The sequence below is a fragment of the Caballeronia choica genome (assembly GCF_001544535.1).
Lineage (GTDB): Bacteria > Pseudomonadota > Gammaproteobacteria > Burkholderiales > Burkholderiaceae > Caballeronia > Caballeronia choica.
This window is the reverse complement of the sequence record NZ_FCON02000019.1, coordinates 1-23,607: the sequence shown is the minus strand read 5'-3', so window position 1 is coordinate 23,607 and position 23,607 is coordinate 1. Positions and strand designations below refer to the sequence as shown.

Here is a 23,607-nt window from a genome sequence, read left to right as displayed (position 1 = left end):
TCAACCCTGACATCCGCGCCATTTCGGTCTTCAGAATCGATGCCGCATGCCGATCCGGAACGCGAGCTGGTTCTGCGCGTCACTGCCCGAGTTGCCGAAATAGCTCGTCGTCTTGCCGATCTGCGCCTGTACGGGAACGCCGTCGTTCGAGCCGGATGCTTTCTGGTAAATCGCCAGCACATACACGCTCGTGCGCTTGCTCAGCGAATATTCGACGCTGCTGTTGACCTGATTCCATGTGCCGGTGGCGGAACCCGTGACCTGCGTGTGCGTATAGCCGAGTGCCGCGGCAATCGCCGGGTTGACTTGGTAGACGACGCCGCCTTCGTAGATGTTCAACGTCGCCGCGCTGTGATCGAGGTTCTCGAGACGCGTGTTGGTCCACAAGGCGTACCCGAGCGCGGGACCGAACTGGTATTTCGCGCCGACGCCGTAGCTGCGCAGATCCCGTTCGCCTAGCGGCTCAAGGTTCGCCAGCGTCAGCTTGAGCGGCGGCACCTCCTGAAGCGGGTACGTGATGTCCGTGTACGCGAAGCCCATGCTGAAAGGCCCGTTGCGGTAATCGACGCCGAAGCTGTAGGTGCGCGATGAACCTCCGTCGCCGTCGACGCCGTTCGAGCCGCCAAACTGACCAGCCGCGTTCGAGAACCCGTACATCGCGCCGAACTTGAAGCCGTACATGCGTACGCTGTCGAACTTCACCGAGTTGTTGATCCGCACGGACGTCAACAGGTCGAGCGTGTTGATGTGATACATGTAGGCGTCGCCGGCGGTGAGGCCACCGGTCGAGTAGCGGTTCAGGTAATCATGCGCGAAGGGATACTGCCGTCCCATCGTGAACGCGCCGACGCCGCTCTTGGATATGCCCACGAACGCCTGTCTCCCGAAGAGCGCGCCGCCCTGGCTGAGCGTGCCATCGCCGAGTCCGAAGCCGTTTTCCAAGGTGAAGATCGCTTTGTAGCCGCCGCCAAGGTCTTCGGCGCCCTTCAAACCCCAGCGATTGCCGCCGTTGATGCCGTCGTCGAACTTCACCAGGCTGGAGCTGCCGCCGCTCGCGTTCTCGGCGTGATTGACGTAGCTGATACCGCCGTCGATCAGGCCGTACAACGTGACGCTGCTCTGAGCGTGAGCGGTGCCAGCCAGGCCGCCGATGGCGGCGGCACAAAGCAGTTTTCGCGTGTTGCAGACGTTCACTTAAGTCTCCTAATTTTTATGTCTGATGGATAGGCACCGATCCGTCCTCGTTTCGGCGTGACCTGACTCCTGGCACCGCAAACGCTTCATTTCGACTTCCATGCGCCGCCGGTGTCGGCGCGCCTACCTCCACTGCAACTGCCCCTGCTTCACCGTCTGGCCGTTTTCGATCTCAACCCAGAGTGCTTGAGACGGAGTGTCGATCGTTTTATGCTAAATGTCAACATTTCGCAGTATTAGGGTTTTCCTACACGGAGACTACAGACGGATGGATTCCATCAAGCGCATCGCGGCACTGCGATCGAGTTTGTTCAACAGCCACTTCCGTAGAATGGTGAGTGAACCCGTGATCAGGAGAATTTCCATGACCAGACGGCTGCTGACGATTGCTGCGATGCTGGCGGGCGTTTTCGTGGCGACTGCAGCGACCCCGGCCCACTCCGACGCAGGTTCGGACAGGGCCGCCATCACGGAACGACTGCGGCGTTGGGCGGACGCGTTCAACGCTCGCGATGCCAAAGGGGTCTGCGATGTGTTCGCGCCCGATCTGGTTTCGACGGTCCCTGAAGTGCTCGACGGCAACCGGGACGCGCTCTGCGCGAGGCTCGCCGCCCTGCTGGCGAAGCCTGATTTGAGCCTGCACTACGACAGCCCGGACATCCGCGAAATCATCGTTTCGGGCGATATTGGCGTAGTCCGACTGTTCTGGACGCTTACAGCCCGGAAGGGCACCGAGCAGAGCGTGTCACACGAAGCAGGGATCGACATATTCAAACGGCAACCCGACGGCAAGTGGTCCATTGCGCGGTTCATGTCGTTCGGCACGACGCCGAACACGGTACTTCAGTAAGCGGTCGCCTGATGCTTCACGAGCTTTTCGCCTGCTCCGCCCTTTTCTCCCGTTCCGACGCGTACGCAGGTGCCAGCTTCGCAGCAAGATCGGAACGCTTCAACTCGACGCCGCACGACCGGCAAACCGTCCCGAGACCGGGATCCTTCCCGCATGGAATGTGGATGTATCGGACGGCGATTTTTTTCCCTCGCGGCTTGCACCACTTCTCGCCCCATGCGCGCAGCGCGAGCATCACAGGATAGAAATCCCGCCCCATCTCCGTCAGCGCGTATTCGTAGCGGAGCGGCCGCGTGCTGTAAGGCCGACGCTCGATGAGGCCCGCTTCCTCCAGCTTCTTGAGCCGCGCGGCGAGCATTTGCGGCGTTGCGCCCGTTTGAGCCTGAATGCCATCGAATCGGCTCACCCCCATGAACAGTTCTCGTATAACCAATATCGTCCAGCGTTCGCCCACGAGGCTCTGTGAGCGAGCGATCGGGCATTCCGTGTCGTCGACTTCCGACCATGCAGACATGTATCAACCCTCCGTTGTAGCAGTGCGAAGACAAGTACTGTCGTATCACTATGCTTTTCATATCTTCAATGTACATCGACATGCGACTCCGCACCAGACTCGACGCACGTCATTCCCGGCGTCTGGCTTGGGTTGCTGGCTGGCGCGGCCGCACTAATCTTTGTATGATGCGTCCGATCATGAACGGGATAGCAAATACCCATGCCGAAAAAGACGCGGATGGCGGACGTGGCGCCACAAAACAACCCGGCGCCCGGAAACGAGACCAGCGTGACGCGGCGCCTGGCGCCCGAAGTGCGCGAACGGCAGATCGTCCTCAAGGCGGTCGAGCATTTTGCAACGCACGGCTTTTCCGGCAGCACGCGCGAACTCGCGCGCCAGTTGGGCGTCACCCAGCCGCTTCTCTACCGCTATTTTCCAAGCAAGGAAGCATTGATAGACCGCGTCTACGACGAGGTCTATCAATGGGATTCGAGCTGGGAGCATCTCATCAAGGACCGGTCGGTGCCGATCCAGGAGCGCATGGTCCGCTTCTACTCCGCCTATTCGACCGTGATCCTCAGGCGCGAGTGGATTCGCATCTTCATCTTCGCGGGGCTCACGCGCGAAGGCATCAACTCGAAGTATCTGTCGCGGCTGCGTGAACGCGTGTTCCTGCCCGTCATGGCCGAGATCCGCGCGGCTTACGATCTGCCCGCGCCTTCCGGCACGAAGCAGCGCGAGATCGACCTCGAACTGATCTGGAGCCTGCACGCAAGCATCTTCTATCTCGGCGTGCGCAAATGGATCTACGGCCTGCCCGTCACCGACGATATCGACGAGCACATCGCGCGTCAGGTCGACGCGTTCCTCCATGGCGTGCCGGCGGCGCTCGCGCGCGCGTCGAAGGCATCCGCCAGGGTCAAGGCGAAGTCCAGGGCCTGATCCGGTTCGCCGCCGCACCCGCGCGGCGCTTCCCGTTCTCTCTCCTCTCGTTGCCAGGGTAAACACCGTCGAAGCACTGCTTTTTTCCGGCAGCGCTTTCGACTATTATTTATCCATCGATCACTAATCGATCGATAAATAGCAGGAGGCGCACATGCCCGTTTCAAAGCTTGCTCACTACTCGATTCGCACGACCGATCTCGAAAGATCGTGCCGCTTCTACGAACGAATTCTCGGCCTCAAGCGAGGCTATCGCCCGCCGTTCGATTTTCCCGGCGCATGGCTGTACAAGGGCGGCGACGAAGCCGACTTCGGCACCGTGCACATCATCGCCGTCGATCCGGACGACCCCGCCGGCCTCGCCGCCTACCTCGGCGAGAAGCAGCTGCCCGTGGCCGGGACGGGTGTCGTCGATCACATTGCATTTCTCGCCACCGGCGTCGAAGCGATGTGGAAGACGCTGCAGGCGGAGGGCGTCGCTTACCGGGATCGCACGGTGCCGAGTCTCGGCTTGCATCAGGTGTTCATCGAAGACCCTTCCGGCGTCACCATCGAACTCAACTTCCCGGCCGACGAAATCAGCCGTCTTGATGCGCAACGTCCCGCAACCACAGGAGCCTGACCATGAATCAACCTTCCCGAAACGCAAAGAAGGCGATCATCGTCGGCGGATCGCTGGGCGGCCTCTTCGCGGCGAACCTGCTGGTGCGCAATGGCTGGGATGTCGAAGTTCACGAGCGCGTTCCCGATGAACTCGCCGGTCGCGGCGCGGGCATCGTCACGCACCCGGAACTGTTCGACGCGCTCGCAGCCGCCGGCATCGCATTCGACGACACCATCGGCGTGAAAGTGCAGTCGCGCGTGACCCTCGCGCAGGACGGCGCGGTGCTGTCCGCGCGCGACCTGCCGCAGACGCTGACCGCATGGAGCAAGATGTATCACGTGCTGCGCGCGGCCTTGCCTGACGCGCTCTACCATGCGGGCGGCACGGTGGTTTCGGTGGAGGACGGCCCCGCGCAGGCCACGGTGGCGCTCGGCGACGGCCGCGTCCTGCATGCGGACCTCGTCGTGGCGGCGGATGGATTCAAGTCGTCGATTCGCGAGCGCCTGTTGCCCGACGTGAAGCTTCGGTATGCCGGCTATGTGGCATGGCGCGGGCTCGTCGACGAGATGTCGCTTTCTTCCGGCACACGCGACGCGCTCTTCGACAAGTTCGCGTTCTGCCTGCCGCCGCGCGAACAGATCCTCGGCTATCCGGTCGCGGGACAGGGCAACAGCACGATGCCGGGCGAGCGCCGCTACAACTTCGTCTGGTATCGCGCGACGAGCGAAGACGTGCAGTTGCCGGACCTGTTGACCGACGCTTCCGGCAAGCACTGGGCCGGCGGCATTCCGCCGACGCTGATTCGCCCAGACGTCCTCGCCGATATGGAAGAAGCCGCGCTCACGCTGCTTGCGCCTCAGTTCGGCGAAGTGGTCACCAAAGCGAAGCAGCCGCTGTTCCAGCCAATCTATGACCTCGAAGTGCCGAGGATGGCGTTCGGCCGGATCGCGCTGCTCGGCGATGCCGCGTTCGTCGCGCGCCCGCATTGCGGCATGGGCGTGACGAAGGCCGCTGGCGATGCGATGGCGCTCGTCGACGCGCTCACGCATCACGCGCAGGTTCAGGGTGCGCTCGCGCATTACAGCGAGGTGCGCACGCAATTCGGCGCCGCGATCGTCCAGCACGCGCGCCATCTCGGCGCATACATGCAGGCGCAACTCAAGACCGACACCGACCGCGAAATGGCGGAGCGCTATCGCACGCCGGATGCCGTCATGCGCGAGACCGCCGTGCCCGCGCGCTTTTGAGCCCGCGTCTGAACCCATCCGACCAAGGAGACAACGTGGAACATGGTGCCCCAACCTTCGCGATGAGCGCGCGCTACATCGCCGCCGATCCCCCGCCCGCGACCCACCCGCTACTGGACGACCCGCGCTTTCGTGCGCTCGTCCGTGCGCGGCGCACGTTCTCGTGGGCGCTGACGATCCTGATGCTCGCCGTCTACTTCGCGTTCATCCTGACACTGGCATTCGCACCGGCCCTGCTCGGCACACCGATCGTCGCGGGCTATCCGACGACGTGGGGCATTCCCGTCGGCTTCGGCATGTTCGTGTTCACGTTCGTGCTGGTTGCCATCTATGTCGTGCGCGCCAATACCGTCCACGACCGCGCAGTGAATGAAATCCGCAACGGAGCACGGCCATGAAGCGCGTCACCCATCTCTCCCTGCTGTCCGCTTGCGGCGCCCTTGCCGCACTGCCGGCAACAGCCGCCACCGCCACGACCGCGGCGCACGGGCACAACCCGATCGCCATCGGCATGTTCCTGCTGTTCGTCTCATCGACGCTCTTCATCACGCGCTGGGCGGCCCGCAAGAATCACAGCGTGTCCGATCATTACGCCGCAGGCGGAAAGATCACCGCGTTGCAAAACGGCTGGGCGATTGCGGGTGACTACATGTCGGCGGCGTCGCTGCTCGGCATTTCCGCGCTTGTGTTCACGAGCGGCTACGACGGCCTGATCTACTCGATCGGCTTCCTCGCAAGCTGGCCGGTGATCCTGTTCCTGATCGCCGAGCCGCTGCGCAACCTCGGCCGCTACACGCTCGCGGACGTCGTCTCGTATCGCCTCGGGCAACGACCGGTGCGCGCATTCGCCGCGTCGAGTTCGATCGTGATCGTCCTGCTCTACCTCGTCTCGCAGATGGTCGGCGCGGGCAAGCTCGTCGAATTGCTGTTCGGCTTCGACTACACGATTGCGGTCGTCATGGTCGGCGTGCTGATGGTGATCTACGTGTTCTTCGGCGGCATGCTCGCGACGACCTGGATCCAGATCATCAAGGCCGTGCTCCTGCTTGCGGGCGCCGCATTCATGGCGTTCATGGTGCTCGCCCACTTCGGCTTCAGTGTGAACGCACTCTTTTCGCAGGCGATCCTCGCGCATCCGAAACATGCCGCGATCATGAGCCCAGGCGGTCTCGTGTCGGACCCGGTCTCGGCGGTATCGCTCGGGCTTGCGCTGATCTTCGGCACGGCGGGACTGCCGCACATCCTGATGCGCTTCTTCACCGTCAGCAATGCGAAGGCCGCGAGAAAGAGCATCCTCTACGCGACGGGCATCGTCGGCATCGGCTATGCGCTCATCATCATCATTGGTTTTGGCACCATCGCGCTGGTCGCGACCGATCCGGGCTACCACACCGCGTCCGGGGCGGTGATCGGCGGGGTGAACATGGTGGCGGTGCATCTGGCGCACGCAGTGGGCGGCAACGTGTTCCTCGGCTTCATCTGCGCCGTCGCGTTCTCGACGATTCTCGCGGTCGTCGCGGGACTCACGCTCGCCGGCTCGTCGGCCGTCTCGCACGATCTCTATGCGAATGTGATTCGCCGCGGCCGCGCCACGGATCGCGAGGAACTGCGCGTGTCGCGCATGACCACGCTCGTACTTGGCGTGCTGGCGATCCTGCTCGGCATCGCCTTTGAGAAGCAGAACATCGCGTTCATCGTGAGCCTCACCTTCTCGATCGCCGCGAGCTCGAACTTCCCGGTGCTGCTGCTTTCGATCTACTGGCGCGGCCTGACGACGCGCGGTGCGGTGCTCGGCGGCTCGCTCGGCCTCGTCACGGCGGTTGTGCTCACGATCCTCAGCCCGACCGTCTGGGTGCAGGTGCTCGGACACACGCACGCGATCTATCCGTACGAATACCCGGCGTTGTTCTCGATGGTCGTCGCATTCGCGGGCGTGTTCGTCTTCTCGATCACCGATACCTCGAAGCGTGCCGCGCGCGAACGCGCGCTGTACGGGAACCAGGTCGTCGATTGTGAACTTGGCATCGTCAGGCAGCCGTAGTGTCGTTGGCGCGCGATGAATGCCACGGACGCCCCCGGATACTGAATGCGTGCCAGCCAAGCTTCGACTCGCAAGCACCTCTAGACGAGGTTTGGGCCGGATGCTACCGCTTCGGTAATCATCGCGGCCCGGCATGCACTCCTTGGGAACGAGTAACAACCGATCTCGCCCCTCGGAGTGCGCAAGACCTGCTTAGTGGCTCGCACCCTCGACCGCGCCAATGCCAGTCTCCGATCGCACGGTCTGCGCCTCGAACCCAGCCTTGTCGATGCGTGCACGAGCCGACTTGTCCGTCACCGAAAAGAGCCAGATGCCAGCGAAGCCAATCGCCATCGAGAAGAGCGCGGGCGATGCGTAAGGAAACGGCGCGTTCGCGTAGTGGAACACATCGACCCACACCGCCTTGGAGAGGATCGTCAGCAGCACTGCCGAGAACAACCCGAGGAAGCCGCCAACGGCCGCACCGCGCGTCGTGCAGCCACGCCACAGCACGGACATGAAGAGCACCGGGAAGTTGGCGGAGGCCGCCACCGCGAACGCAAGCGACACCATGAACGCGATGTTCTGCTTCTCGAACACGATGCCGAGCACGACCGCGACGATGCCCAGCACGACCGTGGTCATGCGCGAAACGCGCAGCTCATTCGCGCTCGATGCCTTGCCCTTCTTGAACACGGTTGCGTACAGATCGTGCGACACCGCCGATGCGCCGGCCAGCGTAAGCCCCGCGACGACAGCAAGAATGGTCGCGAACGCGACGGCTGAAATAAAGCCGAGGAACACGTTCCCGCCGACCGCGCTCGCCAGATGCACGGCTGCCATGTTCGCGCCGCCGAGCAGCTTGCCGCCCGCATCCTTGAAGACAGGATTGGTGCTCACCAGCACGATCGCGCCAAAGCCGATGATGAACGTGAGAATGTAGAAGTAGCCGATCCAGGTGGTCGCCCAGAACACCGACTTGCGCGCTTCCTTCGCATTGGGAACGGTGAAGAAGCGCATCAGGATGTGCGGCAGGCCCGCCGTGCCGAACATCAGCGCGATGCCGAACGAAATCGCCGAGATCGGGTCCTTGATGAAGTTGCCCGGCCCCATGATCGACGCTTTCTTCTCGTGCACTTCGACGGCCTTCGCGAAGAGCGCCTCGGGGCTGAAATGAAATTGCCAGAGCACCATGAACGCCATGAACGAAGCACCCGCGAGAAGCAGGCACGCCTTGATGATCTGCACCCAGGTGGTCGCGGTCATGCCGCCGAAGAGCACGTACACCATCATCAGCGCGCCGACGATTACCACCGCGATCCAGTATTCGAGCCCGAACAGCAGCTTGATGAGCTGTCCCGCGCCGACCATCTGCGCGATCAGGTAGAACGCCACCACGACGAGCGTTCCCGACGCGGCGAACGCGCGTATCGGGGTTTGCTTGAAGCGGTAAGCGGCCACATCGGCGAACGTGAAGCGGCCAAGATTGCGCAGGCGTTCGGCCATGAGGAACGTGATGATCGGCCAGCCCACCAGAAAGCCGATCGAATAGATGAGGCCGTCATAGCCGTTCGCGTAGACCGCAGCCGAGATGCCGAGAAACGACGCGGCCGACATGAAGTCGCCGGCGATTGCGAGGCCGTTCTGGAAGCCGGTGATGCCGCCGCCCGCCGTGTAGAACTCGGCGGCCGAGCGCGTCTTCCTGGCGGCCCATTTGGTGATGAAGAGGGTCGAGATCACGAACACGACGAACATGCTGATCGCGATCCAGTTGGTCGGCTGCTTGACCGCCTGGCCGAGATCGGCGCCGGCGGCGAAGACGCTGGCCGAGGCAGCGGACAGCGCACTTGCGGCGAGGAATTGTCGAGCGTTCATGCGGCCTCCCGCTTGATCTGGTCGGTGAGTTCGTCGTAGGTGCTATTGGCGTGGCGCACGTAGAGGCCGGTGATCACCACGGTGAACACGATCACGAAAAGTCCGATCGGCATGCCCCAGGTCATCACGCCCGCGCCCATCTTCGCGGCAAGCAGGTCCTTGTTGAACGCAATCAGCAGCACGTAGCCGTAGTAGACGACCAGCACGAGGGCGGTGAGCGTCCAGCCGAGCTTCGAGCGCTTTTGCACCAGTTCGCGGTATGCCGCGCTCGACTGGATTTTCTCTACGAGTTTGAGATCCATTTCCGTCTCCTCCATGGGTATCTTTTCCCTGCGTGAAAGAAGGCCATCGTTCCGGCAGCGGAGGAACGATCAGCGATCCCTATGAGTTTTGCTTTTCCCCGTGCGGGGACGTGGTTCGATACTCTGGCGCTCGCGTTTTTCGGCGTGCTCTTTTTTTTCTAGTGCGCTGTGAGTACGTTAAGGTCAATGGCTTACCGGGTTCTTACGGCAAGCGATTTCTTTTGGCGGGGTTTACGCGGGGATTGAATTTCTCTATGCACTTGATAGACGTGGACCGGCGCTGTTTCGACTGACTGCTTGTCGTCCCGTCGAACCGAATGACCGTTCGCAACACTGCATCGGCCGCAGCGACGTTCAGGCGCCGACACCGATCCGGTCACCCGCGCGCGCCTCGCGCCGCACCTCTTGCGGCGGTACGCCAAACCCGCGCATGAACGCTTCGCGCATGTGCCGGCGATCGCGAAACCCCGTCTCTTTCGCGACTACTTCCAGCGAGTGCCGGCTCTTCTCGATCAACAGGCGCGCGGCTTCCAGCCTCAAGCCTTCGATCGCCTTCGCGGGTGAATGTCCCGTCTCCAGCGTGAACACCCGGCTGAACTGTCGCGGGCTCAGATGCGCCGTACCCGCGAGTTCCTCGACGGTCAGCGGCCGGTTCAGGTGCTTGCGCGCATAGTTCAGCGCGTCCTGAATGCGGTCGGACTTCGGCGCGAGATCGAGCATCTCCGAATGCTGCGACTGCCCGCCCGAGCGCCGCTGATGCATGACAAGCTTGTGCGCGACCGAACGCGCCACGTCGGCGCCGAGATCCTTCTCGACCATCCCGAGCGCGAGGTCGAGCCCCGCGGTCATGCCCGCCGATGTCCAGATGGGCCCGTCGACAATGTAGATGCGGTCTTCCTCGACGCGGATGTCCGGAAAGCGGCTCATCAGGTCGCGGGCAAAGGCCCAATGTGTGGTTGCGCGCCGGTTCGCGAGCAGCCCGGCTTCCGCCAGGACAAAGCCACCCGTGCAGATGCCTGCGATGCGTCGCGCGCGCTTCGCCGCCTTGCGCAGGAACGCGAGCACTTCGGCGGGCGGCAGCGAGGTGAGCGGCTCATTGACGCCCGCCGCGATCCACGTGTCGATGGCGGCGCGCGCACTGAGCGGCCGCGTGCCTATCGACATGCCGAGCGAGGAGCGCACTTCACCGCCCGCCGCCGAAAAGTTCTCGATCTTGTAGAAGGGTTCGCCCGCGACGACGTTCGCGTACTCGAAAACCGACTGAGAAGCGAGCGCCATCACCTGGAAGCCATCGCTCAACAAATATCCGATCCGGTGCATGTCGCCCCTCCGCTGTTCGTCAGACGAAATCCGTTTCAAAGCCGATGTCCTGAATCATAACCCTATACGTCATTTGCGTCGTCGACGATCCGGACCACAATGGTCTCACGCAATCACCGAATCAACTTTTCAACGGAGCACATCATGACGCAGGCACATCGAGGTACGGCACTCATCACGGGCGCATCCACGGGCATTGGCGCGGTCTATGCCGAACGCCTCGCACAACGCGGCTACGATCTGATTCTCGTTGCACGCAGGCGCGACCGGCTTGCGAGTCTCGCCGAACGCATCACGAACGCAACGCAACGTTCCGTCGAGATCATCGATGCCGATCTCAACGACCGGACTTCGCTCGCCGCCGTTGAAGCGAAGCTGAGGGAAGACGCCAGCATCACGCTGCTCGTGAACAACGCGGGCGTCGGCACGCATACGCCGTTGCTCGACAGCAATGTCGACGCCATGGCGCGGATGATCGACCTGAACGTCACCGCGCTCACCCGCCTCACGTACGCCGCGGTGCCGGGCTTCGTCTCGCGTGGCAAGGGCGCGATCATCAACATTGCGTCGATCGTCAGCATCGCGCCGGAAGTGCTGAACGGCGTGTATGGGGGCACCAAGGCCTTTGTGCTTGCGTTCAGCCGGTCGCTGCATCACGAACTTGCCAGCAAGGGCGTGAAGGTGCAGGCAGTGCTGCCCGGCGCCACGGCCACCGATTTCTGGGAGACCGGTGGCTTGCCCATCGAGCACCTCGACCCGGCCATCGTCATGCCCGCAGGCGACATGGTCGATGCAGCGCTCATCGGTTTCGAGCGCGGCGAGCTCGTCACGATTCCGTCCCTGCATGACGGCGCGAAGTTGGACGCCTTCGAGGCGGCGCGGCAGGCGATGTTGCCGGAACTGTCGACCAGCACGCCCGCAAACCGCTACACGGCTGCCTGAAAGTCCGCTCGGACCGCATAGATGCGCGATACGCAAGCGGCGCACGCAACCATCGATGCCGCCCGGCTCGCGCGTTTATCTTCAAGGAGCATCAGCACTGGCGCATTTCAATGAGGTGAACAAGGATGGTCCCTTTGCTGCGCGGCGACAGTCTCCGTGCGCTCGGGTCGGTCGGAAAGTGCACGCGCACCTACGTGTTCGCTACCAGCAGTTCTTCCGCATTGCGCGGCGGGCGCAGATCGTCCGTCCTGCCCGCGAAGTAGCGCTGGGTGAGATCGGCCGCCGAGACATGCCGTGCTTCCCTAAAGCCAGCTTCGCGAGCCAACGCCAGAATCTCGGCCGGGGTGAAGAAGCTGAGGAAAGGCGTGCCACTTGCCCGCGCGCCCTGCTCCGCCATCTCCAGCCCCGGCCGGACCTCCGGGTCCGCCAGTTCCAGCGGGAGCAGGAATGTCATGGCGAGCGTCGATCCCGGCGCAAGGGCTGCGACCTGGCGCAGCGTGGCCGCGTTCGCATCCCTGGTGAGATACATGCTGACGCCCGTGGAGACCACGATTGCCGGCTTGCTGTCATCGAAGCCGGCCCTGGCGAGTTCGTCCCGCCAGTTTCCGCCCGCCTCGAAATCGACCGGTACGAAGCGCAGCCAGTCCGGAACGCCGAAGCCGAGTTCGATCAGCCGCTGACGCTTCCAGGCCTGAGGACCCGGCGGGTCGATCTCGAACACGCTGAGCCGAGACGCGATCTCCGGCCTTCGCTGCGCGAAGCTGTCGAGGCCGGCGCCGAGGATGACGTACTGGCTCAGCCCGCGGCCGGCCTGTTCCACGACGAGGTCCTCGATGAAGCGCGCACGAGCCACGATCGACGCGCGGAAGGGACGCGTGAACTGCGGGTCCATGTCCCCGCGGTGGCGCCAGTCCTTGTCCGGGTCCAGCAGCTTGAGGCCGATTTCGTCTTCGAGCACATGCGGCGGGTCGTCGGCCTCGACGTGCAAGGCGCGCCACAAGGCAACCCGCGCGGCCGTGCTGTCCGGCGCTATGTCTCGTTTGTCGTTCATGAGGTTCGATCCTGTTTTCTTGTCCTCAAAGCCCCGTCATGATCGGGTAAGGAATCGTGTGGTCCACGACACCTTTCACGCCCGGAATACCTTGCGCGGCCACGCACATCGCATTCAACGAATCGGTCGACCATACCGCTCCCCACAAGTGAACGACACCGTCGCGCACGACGATATTGCGACCCGGAAACGCCCAGTCCCGCCCCGCGAGTTCCGCCATGAGCCGCGCCCGGATGTCGTGATCGCTGGATGCTTCAGGTTGCGCGGAGTCTTGCGCGCCCGCGGCCAGCGCCTGCACGAGATTCGCGCGGCTGACGATCCCGACGAGCCGCCCGTCCCGCACCACGGGCACGCGCTTGATGTGATGGCTTTCGAGAATGCTTGCGATCACGTTGAGCGGCGTGAGCTCGGCCACGCAGATGGCATCGCGAGTCATGATATCCGCGACGGTCTGTCCATGAGACTTGACGTAGTCGCCCGCATCGCGGTCCGAGCCCACCAGTTCCAGCCACCACGAGCGATGCGACTTTTCGGTTCCGATCTCGGTACGGTGCAGCAGGTCGCCCTCGCTCACCATGCCGATGAGCCGCCCATCGCCGTCGACGACGGGCATTGCGCTGATCCGATGCTGGACCAGCAGTTTCGCGGCATCGCGCACGGTCGTTTCGGGCGTGACCGATATGACAGACGAGGTCATGACATCGAGGGCTTTCATCATCATCATCTCCGTTTCAGGATGCTGTTGCCGACGGTCGAGCGACACATCGGCCTGGCTTCAGTTTATCCGGGAGAGTCATCCGTCGATTGACCTGCATCAACTGCCCGCGAGCCTGTGATGTGGGAGCATCAGAAGCCGCCGGAACGTGCGGCCTTCGCCGCATCTTTCGCCTGGCCGCTGGATTCAAGCCTTGGTCCGCGCTACTCCCCGCTCCGCCGAACCATTCGGCAAGCAAAGCAGCACGAAGGCGACGGCAGGCACCGCGCCAAGCGCGACATACGCCAATCCCAGACTGCCGGACCAGTCCGCGAGATAACCAAAAACCGGAGGCCCGGCCACCACGCCGAAATACGTAAAGAACAACGCTCCTCCGGTGACTGACGCAACCCGCCCTTTGGGAGCCAGTCGTGCCAGTTCGCCGAGGAACACGCCGTTCCATCCGATCGCCGTCGCGCCGAAAACCGCCGATACGACGCACAGCGCACCCATGCTCCATTGCGCGCTGAACGAGCCGGTCACCACGCAGCACACGCCCATCAGCGCGCACACCACCATCAGCACTCTGCGCGACGAGCCGATGCGATCCGCGAGATGTCCCCATAGCAGGCGCCCGGCGATTCCCGCGCCCTGAGCGATGGCGTAGATCACGCCGGCACGACCCAGTCCGAGTCCGGCCTCGCGGTGAAGAAACGCCATCAGATATCCGCTGACGGACAACTGGCACGCCGAGAACATCAGCGAAACGAAAGCCATCGAGCGCAGTTCCGAATGTTCGAGGACCTCGACGATCGGCCGATACCATGTCCTCGATATGCCGATGCGTCCGGTCGCGCCGGCGTCGAGCGTCCTGAGCGGCGCGCTCGCGACGGACACCGCCACGGCAAGCAACGCGAGCGCCGCGAGTCCGGCTTTCCATGAGAACAGCGTCGCCATGAAAGGCAACGTCGCGCCGGTCAGCAAGCCGCCGAGCGGCACGCCCGTCTGCTTGAGCGAGAACGCAACGCCCATGCGTTCGGGAGACGTGGTGCGGGCAAGAATCTGCGAGCTTGCCGGCGTGATCGGCCCGTAGCCCAATCCGCACAAGAGCGCTGCGACCAGCCGGAGATGTTCGCTGCCGATGACCAGGAGCCCGAGCGCGAACGCCTGCAGCATGAGCGCGGCCTGCGACGCGCGCACCGGTCCGAGACCGGTCACCACCGCACTGCCGACGACACTGCCGATCATCGCGCCGAAGTAGACCACCCCCAGGAAGACGCCGACCGCGGCCTGCCCTATGCCGGGAATCGCTGGCGCCAGTATCGGGAACGCGAGGGTCGCGGCCGTGGCAACGGCCTGGATCGCGAGCGTGCAGGAAAGCGTCACGACCTGGACGCGCAGGCTTCCTGTTTTCAGTGGCGCGGTTCGCGAGTCGTCCATCGGTCAAAGGTCCTTTGATTAGTCGCTGGCGCCTGGGGTCAGCGGTGCGGTCAGCCAACTTCAGCAGCAATGCGCCTGGCCCTCTCGATGATCGGCTTGTCGACTAGCTTCCCATCGACGGCAAATGCACCTTGCGGATTCTGCGCAAGCCGCTCGAGCACGCGTTGCGCCCACGCGCGTTCCTCATCGCTGGGCGCGAACCCGCGGTTTACCGCATCGACCTGCTTCGGATGGATGCACAGCTTCCCGCCGAAGCCGAAGCCGCGTCCGAAAGCCACGTCCTCCACGATGCGCGCGGCGTCGTCGATCGCGAGCGTCACGCCGTCCAGCGGCGCCGGCAACCCCGCATAACGCGATTCGACGACAAACGCCGAGCGCACCGCATCGAGTTCGCGTCCCATGCCTTCGACGCCCGCATCCACGCAATAGTCGAACGAGCCGAACGCGAGCCGCGCGACGGCCCGAGCCTTCGCGATAGCGCGCATCTGCACGAGGCCCGCCACGGTCTCCACCAGCGCCACCAGCGCGACATCCGCCGCCACGCGCGAGGCGATATCGGCGAGTTGCTCCGCGCTCTCCGACTTCGGCACCATGACGCTGCAGAGCGCCGCGTCACGCAGCATCGCGACATCGTCCGCATGCCAGGGCGTGCCGTACGCGTTGACGCGCACCATCACGCGCGGCCGCTGCGCGGCAGGCAAATCCGAGCGCAGCCAGCGGGCAAGCTGCTCGCGCGCATGCACCTTGGCATCGGGCGCGACGGCATCTTCGAGGTCGATCACCACCTGATGCGCGGCGCTCGCCAGCGCCTTCGCAAAGCGTTCGGGCCGGTCGCCGGGTACGAACAGATAACTGCGCAAGGTCATGCCTGTCTCCTTCGATTCAAGCGGCGTTCCAGCCACGCTGGAACGTTTCAGAATAGGTATAGCGGTCTGCCGGATGAATGACGATCGCGCCCTCGACCACATTCCCGCGCCGGTTCAGATAGCGGCGGCACACCCACAGCGCGGGCGAGCGCGCCTTCGCGTTGACGAGCCGCGCGATGTCGGACGGCATCGCGATCGCGCGAATCTCCTGCTGGACTTCGGCGATCTGCTCGCCGAACTGGCGCTCGATCATCATGAAGAGCGGCGTGTGCAGTTCGTCCTCTTCGATCTTCAGCGAGCGGAAGGCGGGATGAATGTAGGCGTCGGTATGGCAGATCGGATCGGCGCTGCCCGGCGAGCGGCGCAGGCTCCTGACATGCAGCCAGGTCTCGCCGGCATTCGCGCCGAGCAGTCCGGCGACGGCCGGGTCGTCGAGCGGCTCGGTCTTCTTCGAGAGAATCTCCAGGACCGTGTCCGCCGTATAGCGCTGCAGGTCGCTCAACTGCTGCATCACCTGCGTGTAGGCGCCCTCGCTCTTGAGCGCCTTCACCGTCGTGCCGACGCCCGGCTGCCGCACCACCATGCCAAGCTGCACCAGTTGCTTCACCGCCTCGCGCACGGTCGAGCGGCTCGCGCCGAACTGCTCGCAAAGCTCGAACTCGGTCGGTATGGTCGAGCCGACGGGATATCGTCCGCTCTGGATTTCGTTGACGAGCGTCTGCGCGAGCTGCATATAACGCGGCTGCTGACCGAGTACGGTGACCATCGATGTGCCTGCACGGGAAGAGGTGGACTCATGCATGCGTCCGCCGACCTCCTGTGCGCGGCTCATTGCATCCAGCATGCGAGCCTCATTGCACCACGGCCTGATCGCGAAGCGCAGCGATTCTGCCAGCATCGTAACCGAGTTCGGCGAGCAGCCGGTCCGTGTCGCGTCCGAGTTCGGGCGCGGCCTGCTTGGGCAGCGGCTCGTCCACGCGCACCGGCGCCGCCACGCCGTGAATCTTCCCGAACTGCGGATGCTCCGCCGCGACGACGCCCTCGCGTTCCGCGACGAAGGGGTTGTCGAGTGCCTGCTTGACGTCGTACACCGGCGCGGCAGGCACGCGTCCGCCCAGGCGCTTCAACCATTCTTCGGTCGTCGCGATGGAGAGCGCGGCGTCGAGTTCCTTCTCCAGCACGTCGCGATTCGCGAGCCGCGCCTTGAAGTTGCAGAAGCGTTCGTCGGTCACCCATGACGGCTTGTCGAGCACTTCGGCAAGCACGCCCCAGAACTTCTCCTTGTTGCACATGAGGAAGATCCAGCCGTCCTTGGTCTTGTACAACTGGCTCGGCGTGAGCGACGGATGCGCCGAGCGGCGGTCGCGTCCGGTCACCACGTCGCCGTTCAGGTACCACGTCGCCACGTACGCAAGGTTATGCAGCGCGACGTCGAAGAGGCTCACGTCGACATCCCGGCCCTGGCCCGTCGCGCGCGCCTGGACGATGCCCGCGAGCAACGCCATGGCGGCGGTGGTGCCCGTCATCAGGTCGATGATCGAGAGGCCGAAGCGCGCGGGCGGGCTGTCGGGCTCGCCCGTCATCGACAGATAGCCGGCCTCCGCCTGCATCAGATAGTCGTAGCCGGGCCACGACGCGCGGCTGCCGGTGCGCCCATACGCCGACAGATGCCCGCACACGATCGCCGGATTCGCCACGCTCAACTGCTCGTAAGTGAGGCCGAGCTTCGCGGGCAGGTCCCCGCGCAGGTTGTTGAAGACCGCATCGCTCGTCGCGACCAGATCGAGGAGCACCTGGCGCGCTTCCTCCTTCTTCAGATCGAGCGTAAAGCTCGACTTGTTGCGATTGAACGCTTCGAAGAAGTGGCTGTCGCCCTCGCCGAAGAAATGCGGGCCGACGAGGCGCCCCACGTCGCCGCCCTCGCGGAAGTTCTCGATCTTGATGATCTCGGCGCCGAGGTCGGCGAGATGCTGGGTAGCGAAGGGGCCGGCGCCGTACTGCTCGACGGCGACGATGCGAACGCCTGAAAGCGGCAAGCTCATACCGGGTTCCTCTCGATCAGTTGTTTGGCGATGATGATGCGTTGCATCTCGTTCGTGCCCTCGCCGATGACGAGCAAGGGCGCATCGCGATACAGGCGCTCCACGTTGAATTCCTTCGAATAGCCGTATGCGCCATGAATGCGCATGGCTTCGATGCTGTTCTCCAGTCCCGCTTCGGTCGCGAAGTACTTCGCCATGCCCGCTTCCATGTCGCAACGCTCGCCGCGATCGAAGGCGCGCGCGGCGGCGTCGGTGAGCAGGCGCGCGGCCTGCACGCGGGTCGCCATTTCGCCGAGCTTGAGCGCAATCGCCTGATGCTCGCAGATCGGCTTGCCGAAGGTCTTGCGCTGCTGCGAATACGACACGGATTCATCGAGCGCCGCCTGCGCGATGCCGACGCCGCGCGCCGCCACGTTGATGCGCCCGAGTTCGAGCCCGTTCAGGATCTGCTTGAAACCGCGTCCCTCGATGCCGCCGATCAGCCGCGACACCGGCACGCGAAAGTCGGTGAAGCTCAGTTCGCAGGTATCGATGCCCTTGTAGCCGAGCTTCGGCAGCTTGCGGCTCACTTCGAAGCCCGGGCCCTTTTCGATCAGCAGGAGGCTCATGCCGCGATGGCGCGGCTCGGCCTTCGGGTCGGTCTTGACGAGCAGCGCGAGCACGTTGCCGTAGAGGCTGTTGGTGATCCAGGTCTTGTTGCCGTTGACCACGTACTCGTCGCCTTCGCGCCGCGCGACGGTGCGGATCGCCTGCAGGTCGGTGCCGCAATCCGGCTCGGTCAGGCCGATGCCGCCGCGCAGTTCGCCCGTCGCCATGCGCGGCAGGAACTCGCGCTTCTGCTCCTCGGTGCCGTTGCGCTGCACGGTCATCGCCATGATGACGTGCGAGTTGATGATGCCGCTCACCGACATCCACACCGCCGACATCCGGTCGATGATCTTCGCGTAGGTCGACGTGGAGAGGCCGAGACCGCCATACTCCGGCGCGATGAGGCAGCCGAAGAGTCCCATCTCCTTCATCTTCTCGACGATCTCGTGCGGGTATTCGTCCGCGGCTTCGAGCGCATGCACGTAGGGTTTGACTTCGGACTTCAGGAAGCGCTCCAGCATGTCGAGGATCAGCGCCTCGTTTTCCTGTGCGTCCTGCGTGCTATCCAGTTCAGCGGTTGCCATGTGAACGATCCTTAATCGGGTTGGCGCAGAATGCCTGCGAGATCGGCGACGCTCGCGCGCTCGAGTCCGAGCACCGCATCGCGCACCCGGTCGGCGCGCTCGCGGGAGACGACCCGCAGCGCGTTGTCATGAAACTTGTCGACGATGCCCTGGTTGGTCATCGGCCGGTCGGACGAGCCGCGGTTGACCGCCTCGCGATGCGCGAAACGGCGGCCATCGCGCGTATGAACGATCACCTCGCCCGTGTAGTGGCGCGGGAAGGTCGATTCCGCATCGACTTCGTATTCGACGCGCTGCGCGAGCGAGAGCACGGCGGCGTCGGCGAGCGCGGACGGTTCGAGATCGTCGAGCGTGAAGCGGCCCTTGAGCAGGCCGGTCGCGACGATGTACGGAATGCTGAACTGCGCGTCGTAGCTGTTGGCCGGACGCTTCTTGTTCGCAACCGGCTCGCACACCACATCGACCACCGGGCCCGGCACGCGCACGACGACCTTCTCGATGGCATCGGCGGCAAGCGCATGTTCGCGATGCAGCGCAATCGCGGCATCGGACGAGGCGTGCGTGAAGTGGCACGCGGGGATCGGCTTGAGCGCGACCTGATCGATCTCCCACGTCTCGCCGAGGCCCGCCGTCGCGATCGACAGATCGGGCTTGGCGCCTTCCGCGAGATAGAGCGAATAGAGTCCGTAGCGGCCTTCGTAAGCGGCTTCTGGACCGATATAGCCGTGCTTCGCGAGCGTCGCCGCCGTGGTCGCGCTCGACGCCGCCCAGCCCGGATGCAGGCGTTTGGTCCACGCGCCGTCTTCGAGGAACTCCAGGCTCCCCGCGGCCATCGAGAGCACGATGCCCTGCGCATGCATCGCGGCGCGCGGTGAAAGACGCATCAGCTTGCTCGCCGCGAGCGCACAGCCGAATGCGCCGACCAATCCCGTCGGATGAAATCCCACCTTGTGAAAGCCGCTCTGCGCGACGGCGCCGACTCGCGTGGAAACTTCCATCGCCACGATATACGCAGTCAGCATCTCCGCGCCGCTCGCCCGTTCGCGCTCGGCGAGGCCGAACGCGCACGGCAACGCACTTGCCGTCGAGTGGATCACGCCGCGCGAATGCGTGTCGTCGAAGTCGAGGCCGTGTACGAGCAGGCCGTTCGCCAGCATCGCGTCGCGCAGCGCGAGCCTGCCGGATTTGCCGAACACCGTCGATTGCCCATCGCCCAACTCGCGCATCGCAGCGAGCGCGATGCCTGCATAGTCGAACGCCGAGGTCGCCAGCGCGAGACCGATGCCGTCGAGGATCAGATGCTTCGCGCGCTCGCGCACGGCCGACGGAATGTCGTCGAGGGTCAGCTTCAGCGCGAAGTCCGCGAGGCGGGCCGAAATGCGTGCGTTGTCATCGTGTGGATTCATCGTGCTATGTCTCCGTTTTGCAGCGCGAAGGGTTCGTCGTGGATCATCCTCTCGGGCGAGACCGCTTCGAGCGAGTATTGATTGGCGTCGACGCCGAGTGTGAGAATCGCGATCACGAGCAGGATCAGCACCGAGGAGACCATGCCGAGCACGCCGAACACGCCGAACTGCTGGAACAGCAGCACCGCGCCATACGACGTGATGATCGACGCGAGCCTTCCGCAGACGCCCGCCGTGCCGGTGCCGCGCAGGCGCAGCGCCGTCGGGAAGAGCTCGGGCACGTAGCTGAAAAGGCCGAGCGTCACGATCACGTAGATGCAGGTGACGAGCGTGAAGCCCACGCATGCAATCGCCGCATTCGCGACCATCTGCGGGTAGACGAAGCCGAGCACGATCGTCGCGATGCAGAAAGTGACGAGGCCCTTCGCCCGTCCCAGGCGGTCCGCGCAGAAGAAGCCGAGCAAGGCGCCGGCCGGTGCGCCGAAGGACATCAGCATCGTGAAGCCGAGCGAGGTTACGACGTCGCGCCCTTCCTTCACGAAGAACGTCGGCAGCCACGCGACGAAGCCGTACACCGCCACGTTCACCGCGACCACCGTGAGCGCCGCCGTGACCGTGCGGCCGATCATGCCCCGGCGCAGCAGCGCACGAAACGGCTGCGGCGGCACTTCGAGGTTCTGCGTGCGCGAGCACGGCGGCAGCGGCCCGCACTGCGCCTCGACTTCGCGCTCGATGGCGCTGACGGTCGCCTCGGCGTCCTTCAGGCGCCCGACCGATTCCAGCCAGCGCGGCGACTCCGGCATCGAATGGCGCAGCACCCACACGATCACCGCGCCGATCCCCGCGATGCCGAACATCCAGCGCCAGCCGAGCGCGGGAATCACGACATAGCCGATGCTCGTCGCGATCAGCAGGCCCGAGTTGATCATCAACGCGAGCAAGGCGGTCCAGCGTCCGCGATGCGCGGGCGGGATGAACTCGCAGAGCGTGCCCGCCGCGACCACGAGCTCCGCGCCGAGGCCGATACCCATCACGAAGCGCAGGCCGATCAGCCAGAAGATCGACGGCGCGAACGCCGCCGCGATCGACGTGACGCCGAAGAGCGCGAGGTTGATCTGGTACGACGAGCGACGCCCGAAGCGGTCGCCGAGGTAGCCCGAGAAACCCGCGCCGATCAGCATGCCGAAGAAGCCCGCCGAGACGAAGATCGCGTTCAGGTTCAACGTGGAAAAGCCCTGCTTGACCATCGCCGCCGAGACGCCGGCTGCGAGATACACGTCGAACGCGTCGAGGGCCGCGCCCGCGCCGATGAGGCCGAGAATCTTCCAGTGAAAGCGCGACATGGGCAGTCTGTCCAGCCGCGCGCCTGCGCTGACGTTTTGATTCACAGATGTCTCCAGTACTGTGAGAGGGTGCGGATCGCTGCTCTTTTTTATGGTGTCGAGTCTGGATCCTTCGGGTGCTGCCGGACTTTCCGGCCTTTCAGTCGCCCGTGCCGTAGCCGCGTTTGGCGATCAGCGCCGTGCGCACGAAGTCCATCACCGGCGTGCCGTCCTGCTTGAACGCGCGCGTGTGCACCGTGACGATGCCTTGCGTCGGGCGCGACTTCGATTCGCGCTTTTCCAGCACTTCCGACTCGGCGTAGAGCGTGTCACCGCAGAACACCGGCCCGGTCAGCTTGATCTCCTTCCAGCCGAGATTGGCGATTGCCTTGCCGCTGACATCGTTGACCGACATGCCGAGCACGATCGCGACAGTCAGACCGCTATTGACCAGCAGCCTGCCGAACTCGCTCTTGGCGGCGTGCGCGGCGTCGCAGTGCATTGGATGGAAGTTCATCGTCAGGAGCGAGAACTGGATGTTGTCCGACTCCGTAATCGTGCGCCCCGGCCGGTGTTCGTAGATGTCGCCGACCGTGAAATCCTCCAGGTATCGCCCGTAGCTCGCACGATAACGCTGACCGCCCATTGCCTCTGCCTGCATCATGTCGCCTCCTGTCCTGTATCGCTTGGTTGTTTGTACGGACAAAGTATCAAACGAGATGACGGCTGGTGTCAAGTGAGGTCGGGTAAACCACGGTGGCGGAGGCGCGGCGTCGGGAAGCGCCGGCCCAAGTCCGCAGCGCGACGTTTGTGGTTCGCGCAATTCTTTCTGGCCGCTCTGGTGGAGGTTTCCTATCCTTTGTGAGTGGCGCTCTGGATGCCTTTCCGCATGCGTGAACGCCTTCGTCCCGGCGGCTCAGGCCGACGCGCTTTCCGGCGCAGGGCAGCCCCGGCATTCATGACGAGCAGCGGGAGTCCGGCATGGCGCAACGCATACTTTTCGTGCCCTTCGTCAAACCACCTCCGACCGGTGGGAGGCCCGGCCGTGCCTACGTGGACAAGAATCTGGGCTGGATCAACAGCTACAGCGCCAAGCAAATGGCGAAGAAGGCAGTCAAGGACGGCCCCGAGGTCCACGACATCTTCGAGTGCTGGTATGTTCCGCACACGCCAAACGCTGTGCTCGGGTCGCTGGGTCCGAAAGATCAGCTCTATATCCGTGGGCACAGCCTCGCCGGCATTGAAGGAATCTTCGATCACGCGACCAGAGACGAAGACGGCAAGCTGATCCACCAGTCGAAGGTGGATAAGGAGTTGCTGATAAAGCTCAACGAGGACAACGACACCGGCACGAAGAAACTCGCCTTCATGCTGAAGGCACCCGACGTCGTCACGCGTTTGTTTGAAAGCGGACTCAAGCTCGAATTCGCTGGCACGATCAAGTGCTACAACTGCCATAGCGCCGAGGGAGAGATCAATTTCGCCACGGCGTTTGAGAAAGCGCTCACCAAGCGCGGGTACAAATCATGCCGCGTCTATGGATATACAGGGGCGCTTTCATCGATGTATGACGGTGAATTCAAGACCAGCACTAGCCCGAGTGGGAAGGCGCGGGATGCACGGGTGGAGATCAAACGGACCTGAACGGGGGGGTGGGGGTGGGGCGCTGGCGCTTGGGGCGGGGTTTTGCTGTTTACGCCGTTTGATGTTTTTGCGCTTCTGTGAAACTTGTTTTGTTTTTGGTTTATTTGCTCTGCCCCTGTCCGGGGCGGGACTCACTTTCTTTGCTGCTGCAAAGAAAGTAAGCAAAGAAAGCAGCTTC

At 63.9% G+C, this 23,607-nt stretch carries 23 protein-coding genes; 8 read left to right on the top strand and 15 right to left on the bottom strand.

Annotation, left to right across the window (positions count from 1 at the left end):
* Positions 1–30 precede the first annotated feature (30 nt).
* Complete coding sequence (locus AWB68_RS11335) at positions 31–1,194, bottom strand: porin (RefSeq protein ID WP_125482914.1); 1,164 nt, start codon at positions 1,192–1,194, stop codon at positions 31–33.
* 268 nt (positions 1,195–1,462) lie between these two features.
* Between AWB68_RS11335 and AWB68_RS11330 the strand changes: the two genes are divergently transcribed.
* A complete protein-coding gene (locus AWB68_RS11330) occupies positions 1,463–2,044 on the top strand; it encodes a YybH family protein (protein WP_160109997.1) in 582 nt (193 codons plus the stop codon).
* Between the two features lie 16 nt (positions 2,045–2,060).
* Here the strand turns inward: AWB68_RS11330 and AWB68_RS11325 are convergent, their stop codons facing one another.
* Entirely contained in the window at positions 2,061–2,558 is a 498-nt protein-coding gene (locus AWB68_RS11325) for a winged helix-turn-helix transcriptional regulator (RefSeq protein ID WP_087644437.1), read from the bottom strand.
* A 201-nt stretch (positions 2,559–2,759) separates the two neighbouring features.
* Here AWB68_RS11325 and AWB68_RS11320 point away from each other — a divergent pair, with 201 nt between their 5' ends.
* The 5 genes from AWB68_RS11320 (at position 2,760) to AWB68_RS11300 (ending at position 7,374) form a co-directional block, all read left to right on the top strand.
* On the top strand, positions 2,760–3,482 hold the full coding sequence (locus AWB68_RS11320) for a TetR/AcrR family transcriptional regulator (protein WP_087644436.1): 723 nt from the start codon (positions 2,760–2,762) through the stop codon (positions 3,480–3,482).
* 154 nt (positions 3,483–3,636) lie between these two features.
* Positions 3,637–4,104 (top strand): VOC family protein, encoded by a 468-nt coding sequence (locus tag AWB68_RS11315; RefSeq protein ID WP_087644435.1) that lies wholly within the window; start codon positions 3,637–3,639, stop codon positions 4,102–4,104.
* 2 nt (positions 4,105–4,106) lie between these two features.
* Positions 4,107–5,333 (top strand): FAD binding domain-containing protein, encoded by a 1,227-nt coding sequence (locus tag AWB68_RS11310; protein ID WP_087644434.1) that lies wholly within the window; start codon positions 4,107–4,109, stop codon positions 5,331–5,333.
* 62 nt (positions 5,334–5,395) lie between these two features.
* On the top strand, positions 5,396–5,731 hold the full coding sequence (locus AWB68_RS11305) for a DUF485 domain-containing protein (RefSeq protein ID WP_087644433.1): 336 nt from the start codon (positions 5,396–5,398) through the stop codon (positions 5,729–5,731).
* Complete coding sequence (locus tag AWB68_RS11300) at positions 5,728–7,374, top strand: cation acetate symporter (RefSeq protein WP_087644432.1); 1,647 nt, start codon at positions 5,728–5,730, stop codon at positions 7,372–7,374. Before AWB68_RS11305 ends, AWB68_RS11300 begins: the two co-directional genes overlap by 4 nt.
* Before the next feature lie 192 nt (positions 7,375–7,566).
* Here the strand turns inward: AWB68_RS11300 and AWB68_RS11295 are convergent, their stop codons facing one another.
* The 3 genes from AWB68_RS11295 to AWB68_RS11285 form a co-directional block, all read right to left on the bottom strand.
* The gene (locus tag AWB68_RS11295; protein ID WP_087644431.1) at positions 7,567–9,228 is read right to left on the bottom strand and encodes a cation acetate symporter; all 1,662 of its coding nucleotides are present in this window, start codon (positions 9,226–9,228) and stop codon (positions 7,567–7,569) included.
* Positions 9,225–9,530 carry a DUF485 domain-containing protein gene (locus AWB68_RS11290; protein WP_087644430.1) on the bottom strand — a complete coding sequence of 102 codons (306 nt, stop codon included), beginning with the start codon at positions 9,528–9,530 and terminating at the stop codon, positions 9,225–9,227. The genes AWB68_RS11295 and AWB68_RS11290 overlap by 4 nt, the downstream gene beginning before the upstream one ends.
* Positions 9,531–9,884: 354 nt before the next feature.
* Positions 9,885–10,850 (bottom strand): GlxA family transcriptional regulator, encoded by a 966-nt coding sequence (locus AWB68_RS11285; protein ID WP_087644429.1) that lies wholly within the window; start codon positions 10,848–10,850, stop codon positions 9,885–9,887.
* 144 nt (positions 10,851–10,994) lie between these two features.
* Between AWB68_RS11285 and AWB68_RS11280 the strand changes: the two genes are divergently transcribed.
* A complete protein-coding gene (locus AWB68_RS11280) occupies positions 10,995–11,792 on the top strand; it encodes an SDR family NAD(P)-dependent oxidoreductase (protein WP_087644428.1) in 798 nt (265 codons plus the stop codon).
* Positions 11,793–11,982: 190 nt separating this feature from the next.
* On the opposite strand, the gene AWB68_RS11275 is transcribed toward AWB68_RS11280, so the two are convergent.
* The 10 genes from AWB68_RS11275 to AWB68_RS11230 all read right to left on the bottom strand — a co-directional run bounded on the left by AWB68_RS11275 (position 11,983) and on the right by AWB68_RS11230 (position 22,446).
* Entirely contained in the window at positions 11,983–12,843 is an 861-nt protein-coding gene (locus AWB68_RS11275) for a class I SAM-dependent methyltransferase (RefSeq protein ID WP_087644427.1), read from the bottom strand.
* Positions 12,844–12,868: 25 nt separating this feature from the next.
* Positions 12,869–13,558 carry a CBS domain-containing protein gene (locus AWB68_RS11270; RefSeq protein WP_087644500.1) on the bottom strand — a complete coding sequence of 230 codons (690 nt, stop codon included), beginning with the start codon at positions 13,556–13,558 and terminating at the stop codon, positions 12,869–12,871.
* Between the two features lie 186 nt (positions 13,559–13,744).
* Positions 13,745–14,977: an MFS transporter gene (locus AWB68_RS11265; RefSeq protein ID WP_087644426.1), complete on the bottom strand. Its 1,233-nt coding sequence runs from the start codon at positions 14,975–14,977 to the stop codon at positions 13,745–13,747.
* 50 nt (positions 14,978–15,027) lie between these two features.
* The gene (locus AWB68_RS11260) at positions 15,028–15,843 is read right to left on the bottom strand and encodes an HpcH/HpaI aldolase/citrate lyase family protein (RefSeq protein WP_087644425.1); all 816 of its coding nucleotides are present in this window, start codon (positions 15,841–15,843) and stop codon (positions 15,028–15,030) included.
* A 16-nt stretch (positions 15,844–15,859) separates the two neighbouring features.
* Positions 15,860–16,609 (bottom strand): GntR family transcriptional regulator, encoded by a 750-nt coding sequence (locus AWB68_RS11255; RefSeq protein WP_087644499.1) that lies wholly within the window; start codon positions 16,607–16,609, stop codon positions 15,860–15,862.
* Between the two features lie 85 nt (positions 16,610–16,694).
* Positions 16,695–17,885 carry a CaiB/BaiF CoA transferase family protein gene (locus tag AWB68_RS11250; protein ID WP_087644424.1) on the bottom strand — a complete coding sequence of 397 codons (1,191 nt, stop codon included), beginning with the start codon at positions 17,883–17,885 and terminating at the stop codon, positions 16,695–16,697.
* The gene (locus AWB68_RS11245; RefSeq protein ID WP_087644423.1) at positions 17,882–19,057 is read right to left on the bottom strand and encodes an acyl-CoA dehydrogenase family protein; all 1,176 of its coding nucleotides are present in this window, start codon (positions 19,055–19,057) and stop codon (positions 17,882–17,884) included. Before AWB68_RS11245 ends, AWB68_RS11250 begins: the two co-directional genes overlap by 4 nt.
* 11 nt (positions 19,058–19,068) lie before the next feature.
* Positions 19,069–20,463, bottom strand: coding sequence for an MmgE/PrpD family protein (locus tag AWB68_RS11240; protein WP_087644422.1), 1,395 nt, complete (start codon positions 20,461–20,463; stop codon positions 19,069–19,071).
* Complete coding sequence (locus AWB68_RS11235) at positions 20,460–21,806, bottom strand: MFS transporter (RefSeq protein WP_200828678.1); 1,347 nt, start codon at positions 21,804–21,806, stop codon at positions 20,460–20,462. Before AWB68_RS11235 ends, AWB68_RS11240 begins: the two co-directional genes overlap by 4 nt.
* Positions 21,807–21,945: 139 nt before the next feature.
* Positions 21,946–22,446 carry a MaoC family dehydratase gene (locus AWB68_RS11230; protein WP_087644498.1) on the bottom strand — a complete coding sequence of 167 codons (501 nt, stop codon included), beginning with the start codon at positions 22,444–22,446 and terminating at the stop codon, positions 21,946–21,948.
* A gap of 320 nt (positions 22,447–22,766) precedes the next feature.
* Between AWB68_RS11230 and AWB68_RS11225 the strand changes: the two genes are divergently transcribed.
* A complete protein-coding gene (locus tag AWB68_RS11225) occupies positions 22,767–23,429 on the top strand; it encodes a hypothetical protein (protein ID WP_235028280.1) in 663 nt (220 codons plus the stop codon).
* Positions 23,430–23,607: the final 178 nt, after the last annotated feature.

Bases quoted from the DNA above. Each gene is read 5' to 3' on its own strand.
- AWB68_RS11330 (WP_160109997.1), top strand. From the start codon at position 1,463: ATGGATTCCATCAAGCGCATCGCGGCACTGCGATCGAGTTTGTTCAAC.
- AWB68_RS11325 (WP_087644437.1), bottom strand. From the start codon at position 2,558: ATGTCTGCATGGTCGGAAGTCGACGACACGGAATGCCCGATCGCTCGC.
- AWB68_RS11320 (WP_087644436.1), top strand. From the start codon at position 2,760: ATGCCGAAAAAGACGCGGATGGCGGACGTGGCGCCACAAAACAACCCG.
- AWB68_RS11315 (WP_087644435.1), top strand. From the start codon at position 3,637: ATGCCCGTTTCAAAGCTTGCTCACTACTCGATTCGCACGACCGATCTC.
- AWB68_RS11310 (WP_087644434.1), top strand. From the start codon at position 4,107: ATGAATCAACCTTCCCGAAACGCAAAGAAGGCGATCATCGTCGGCGGA.
- AWB68_RS11305 (WP_087644433.1), top strand. From the start codon at position 5,396: ATGAGCGCGCGCTACATCGCCGCCGATCCCCCGCCCGCGACCCACCCG.
- AWB68_RS11300 (WP_087644432.1), top strand. From the start codon at position 5,728: ATGAAGCGCGTCACCCATCTCTCCCTGCTGTCCGCTTGCGGCGCCCTT.
- AWB68_RS11295 (WP_087644431.1), bottom strand. From the start codon at position 9,228: ATGAACGCTCGACAATTCCTCGCCGCAAGTGCGCTGTCCGCTGCCTCG.
- AWB68_RS11290 (WP_087644430.1), bottom strand. From the start codon at position 9,530: ATGGATCTCAAACTCGTAGAGAAAATCCAGTCGAGCGCGGCATACCGC.
- AWB68_RS11285 (WP_087644429.1), bottom strand. From the start codon at position 10,850: ATGCACCGGATCGGATATTTGTTGAGCGATGGCTTCCAGGTGATGGCG.
- AWB68_RS11280 (WP_087644428.1), top strand. From the start codon at position 10,995: ATGACGCAGGCACATCGAGGTACGGCACTCATCACGGGCGCATCCACG.
- AWB68_RS11275 (WP_087644427.1), bottom strand. From the start codon at position 12,843: ATGAACGACAAACGAGACATAGCGCCGGACAGCACGGCCGCGCGGGTT.
- AWB68_RS11270 (WP_087644500.1), bottom strand. From the start codon at position 13,558: ATGAAAGCCCTCGATGTCATGACCTCGTCTGTCATATCGGTCACGCCC.
- AWB68_RS11265 (WP_087644426.1), bottom strand. From the start codon at position 14,977: ATGGACGACTCGCGAACCGCGCCACTGAAAACAGGAAGCCTGCGCGTC.
- AWB68_RS11260 (WP_087644425.1), bottom strand. From the start codon at position 15,843: ATGACCTTGCGCAGTTATCTGTTCGTACCCGGCGACCGGCCCGAACGC.
- AWB68_RS11255 (WP_087644499.1), bottom strand. From the start codon at position 16,609: ATGGTCACCGTACTCGGTCAGCAGCCGCGTTATATGCAGCTCGCGCAG.
- AWB68_RS11250 (WP_087644424.1), bottom strand. From the start codon at position 17,885: ATGAGCTTGCCGCTTTCAGGCGTTCGCATCGTCGCCGTCGAGCAGTAC.
- AWB68_RS11245 (WP_087644423.1), bottom strand. From the start codon at position 19,057: ATGGCAACCGCTGAACTGGATAGCACGCAGGACGCACAGGAAAACGAG.
- AWB68_RS11240 (WP_087644422.1), bottom strand. From the start codon at position 20,463: ATGAATCCACACGATGACAACGCACGCATTTCGGCCCGCCTCGCGGAC.
- AWB68_RS11235 (WP_200828678.1), bottom strand. From the start codon at position 21,806: ATGTCGCGCTTTCACTGGAAGATTCTCGGCCTCATCGGCGCGGGCGCG.
- AWB68_RS11230 (WP_087644498.1), bottom strand. From the start codon at position 22,446: ATGCAGGCAGAGGCAATGGGCGGTCAGCGTTATCGTGCGAGCTACGGG.
- AWB68_RS11225 (WP_235028280.1), top strand. From the start codon at position 22,767: ATGGCGCAACGCATACTTTTCGTGCCCTTCGTCAAACCACCTCCGACC.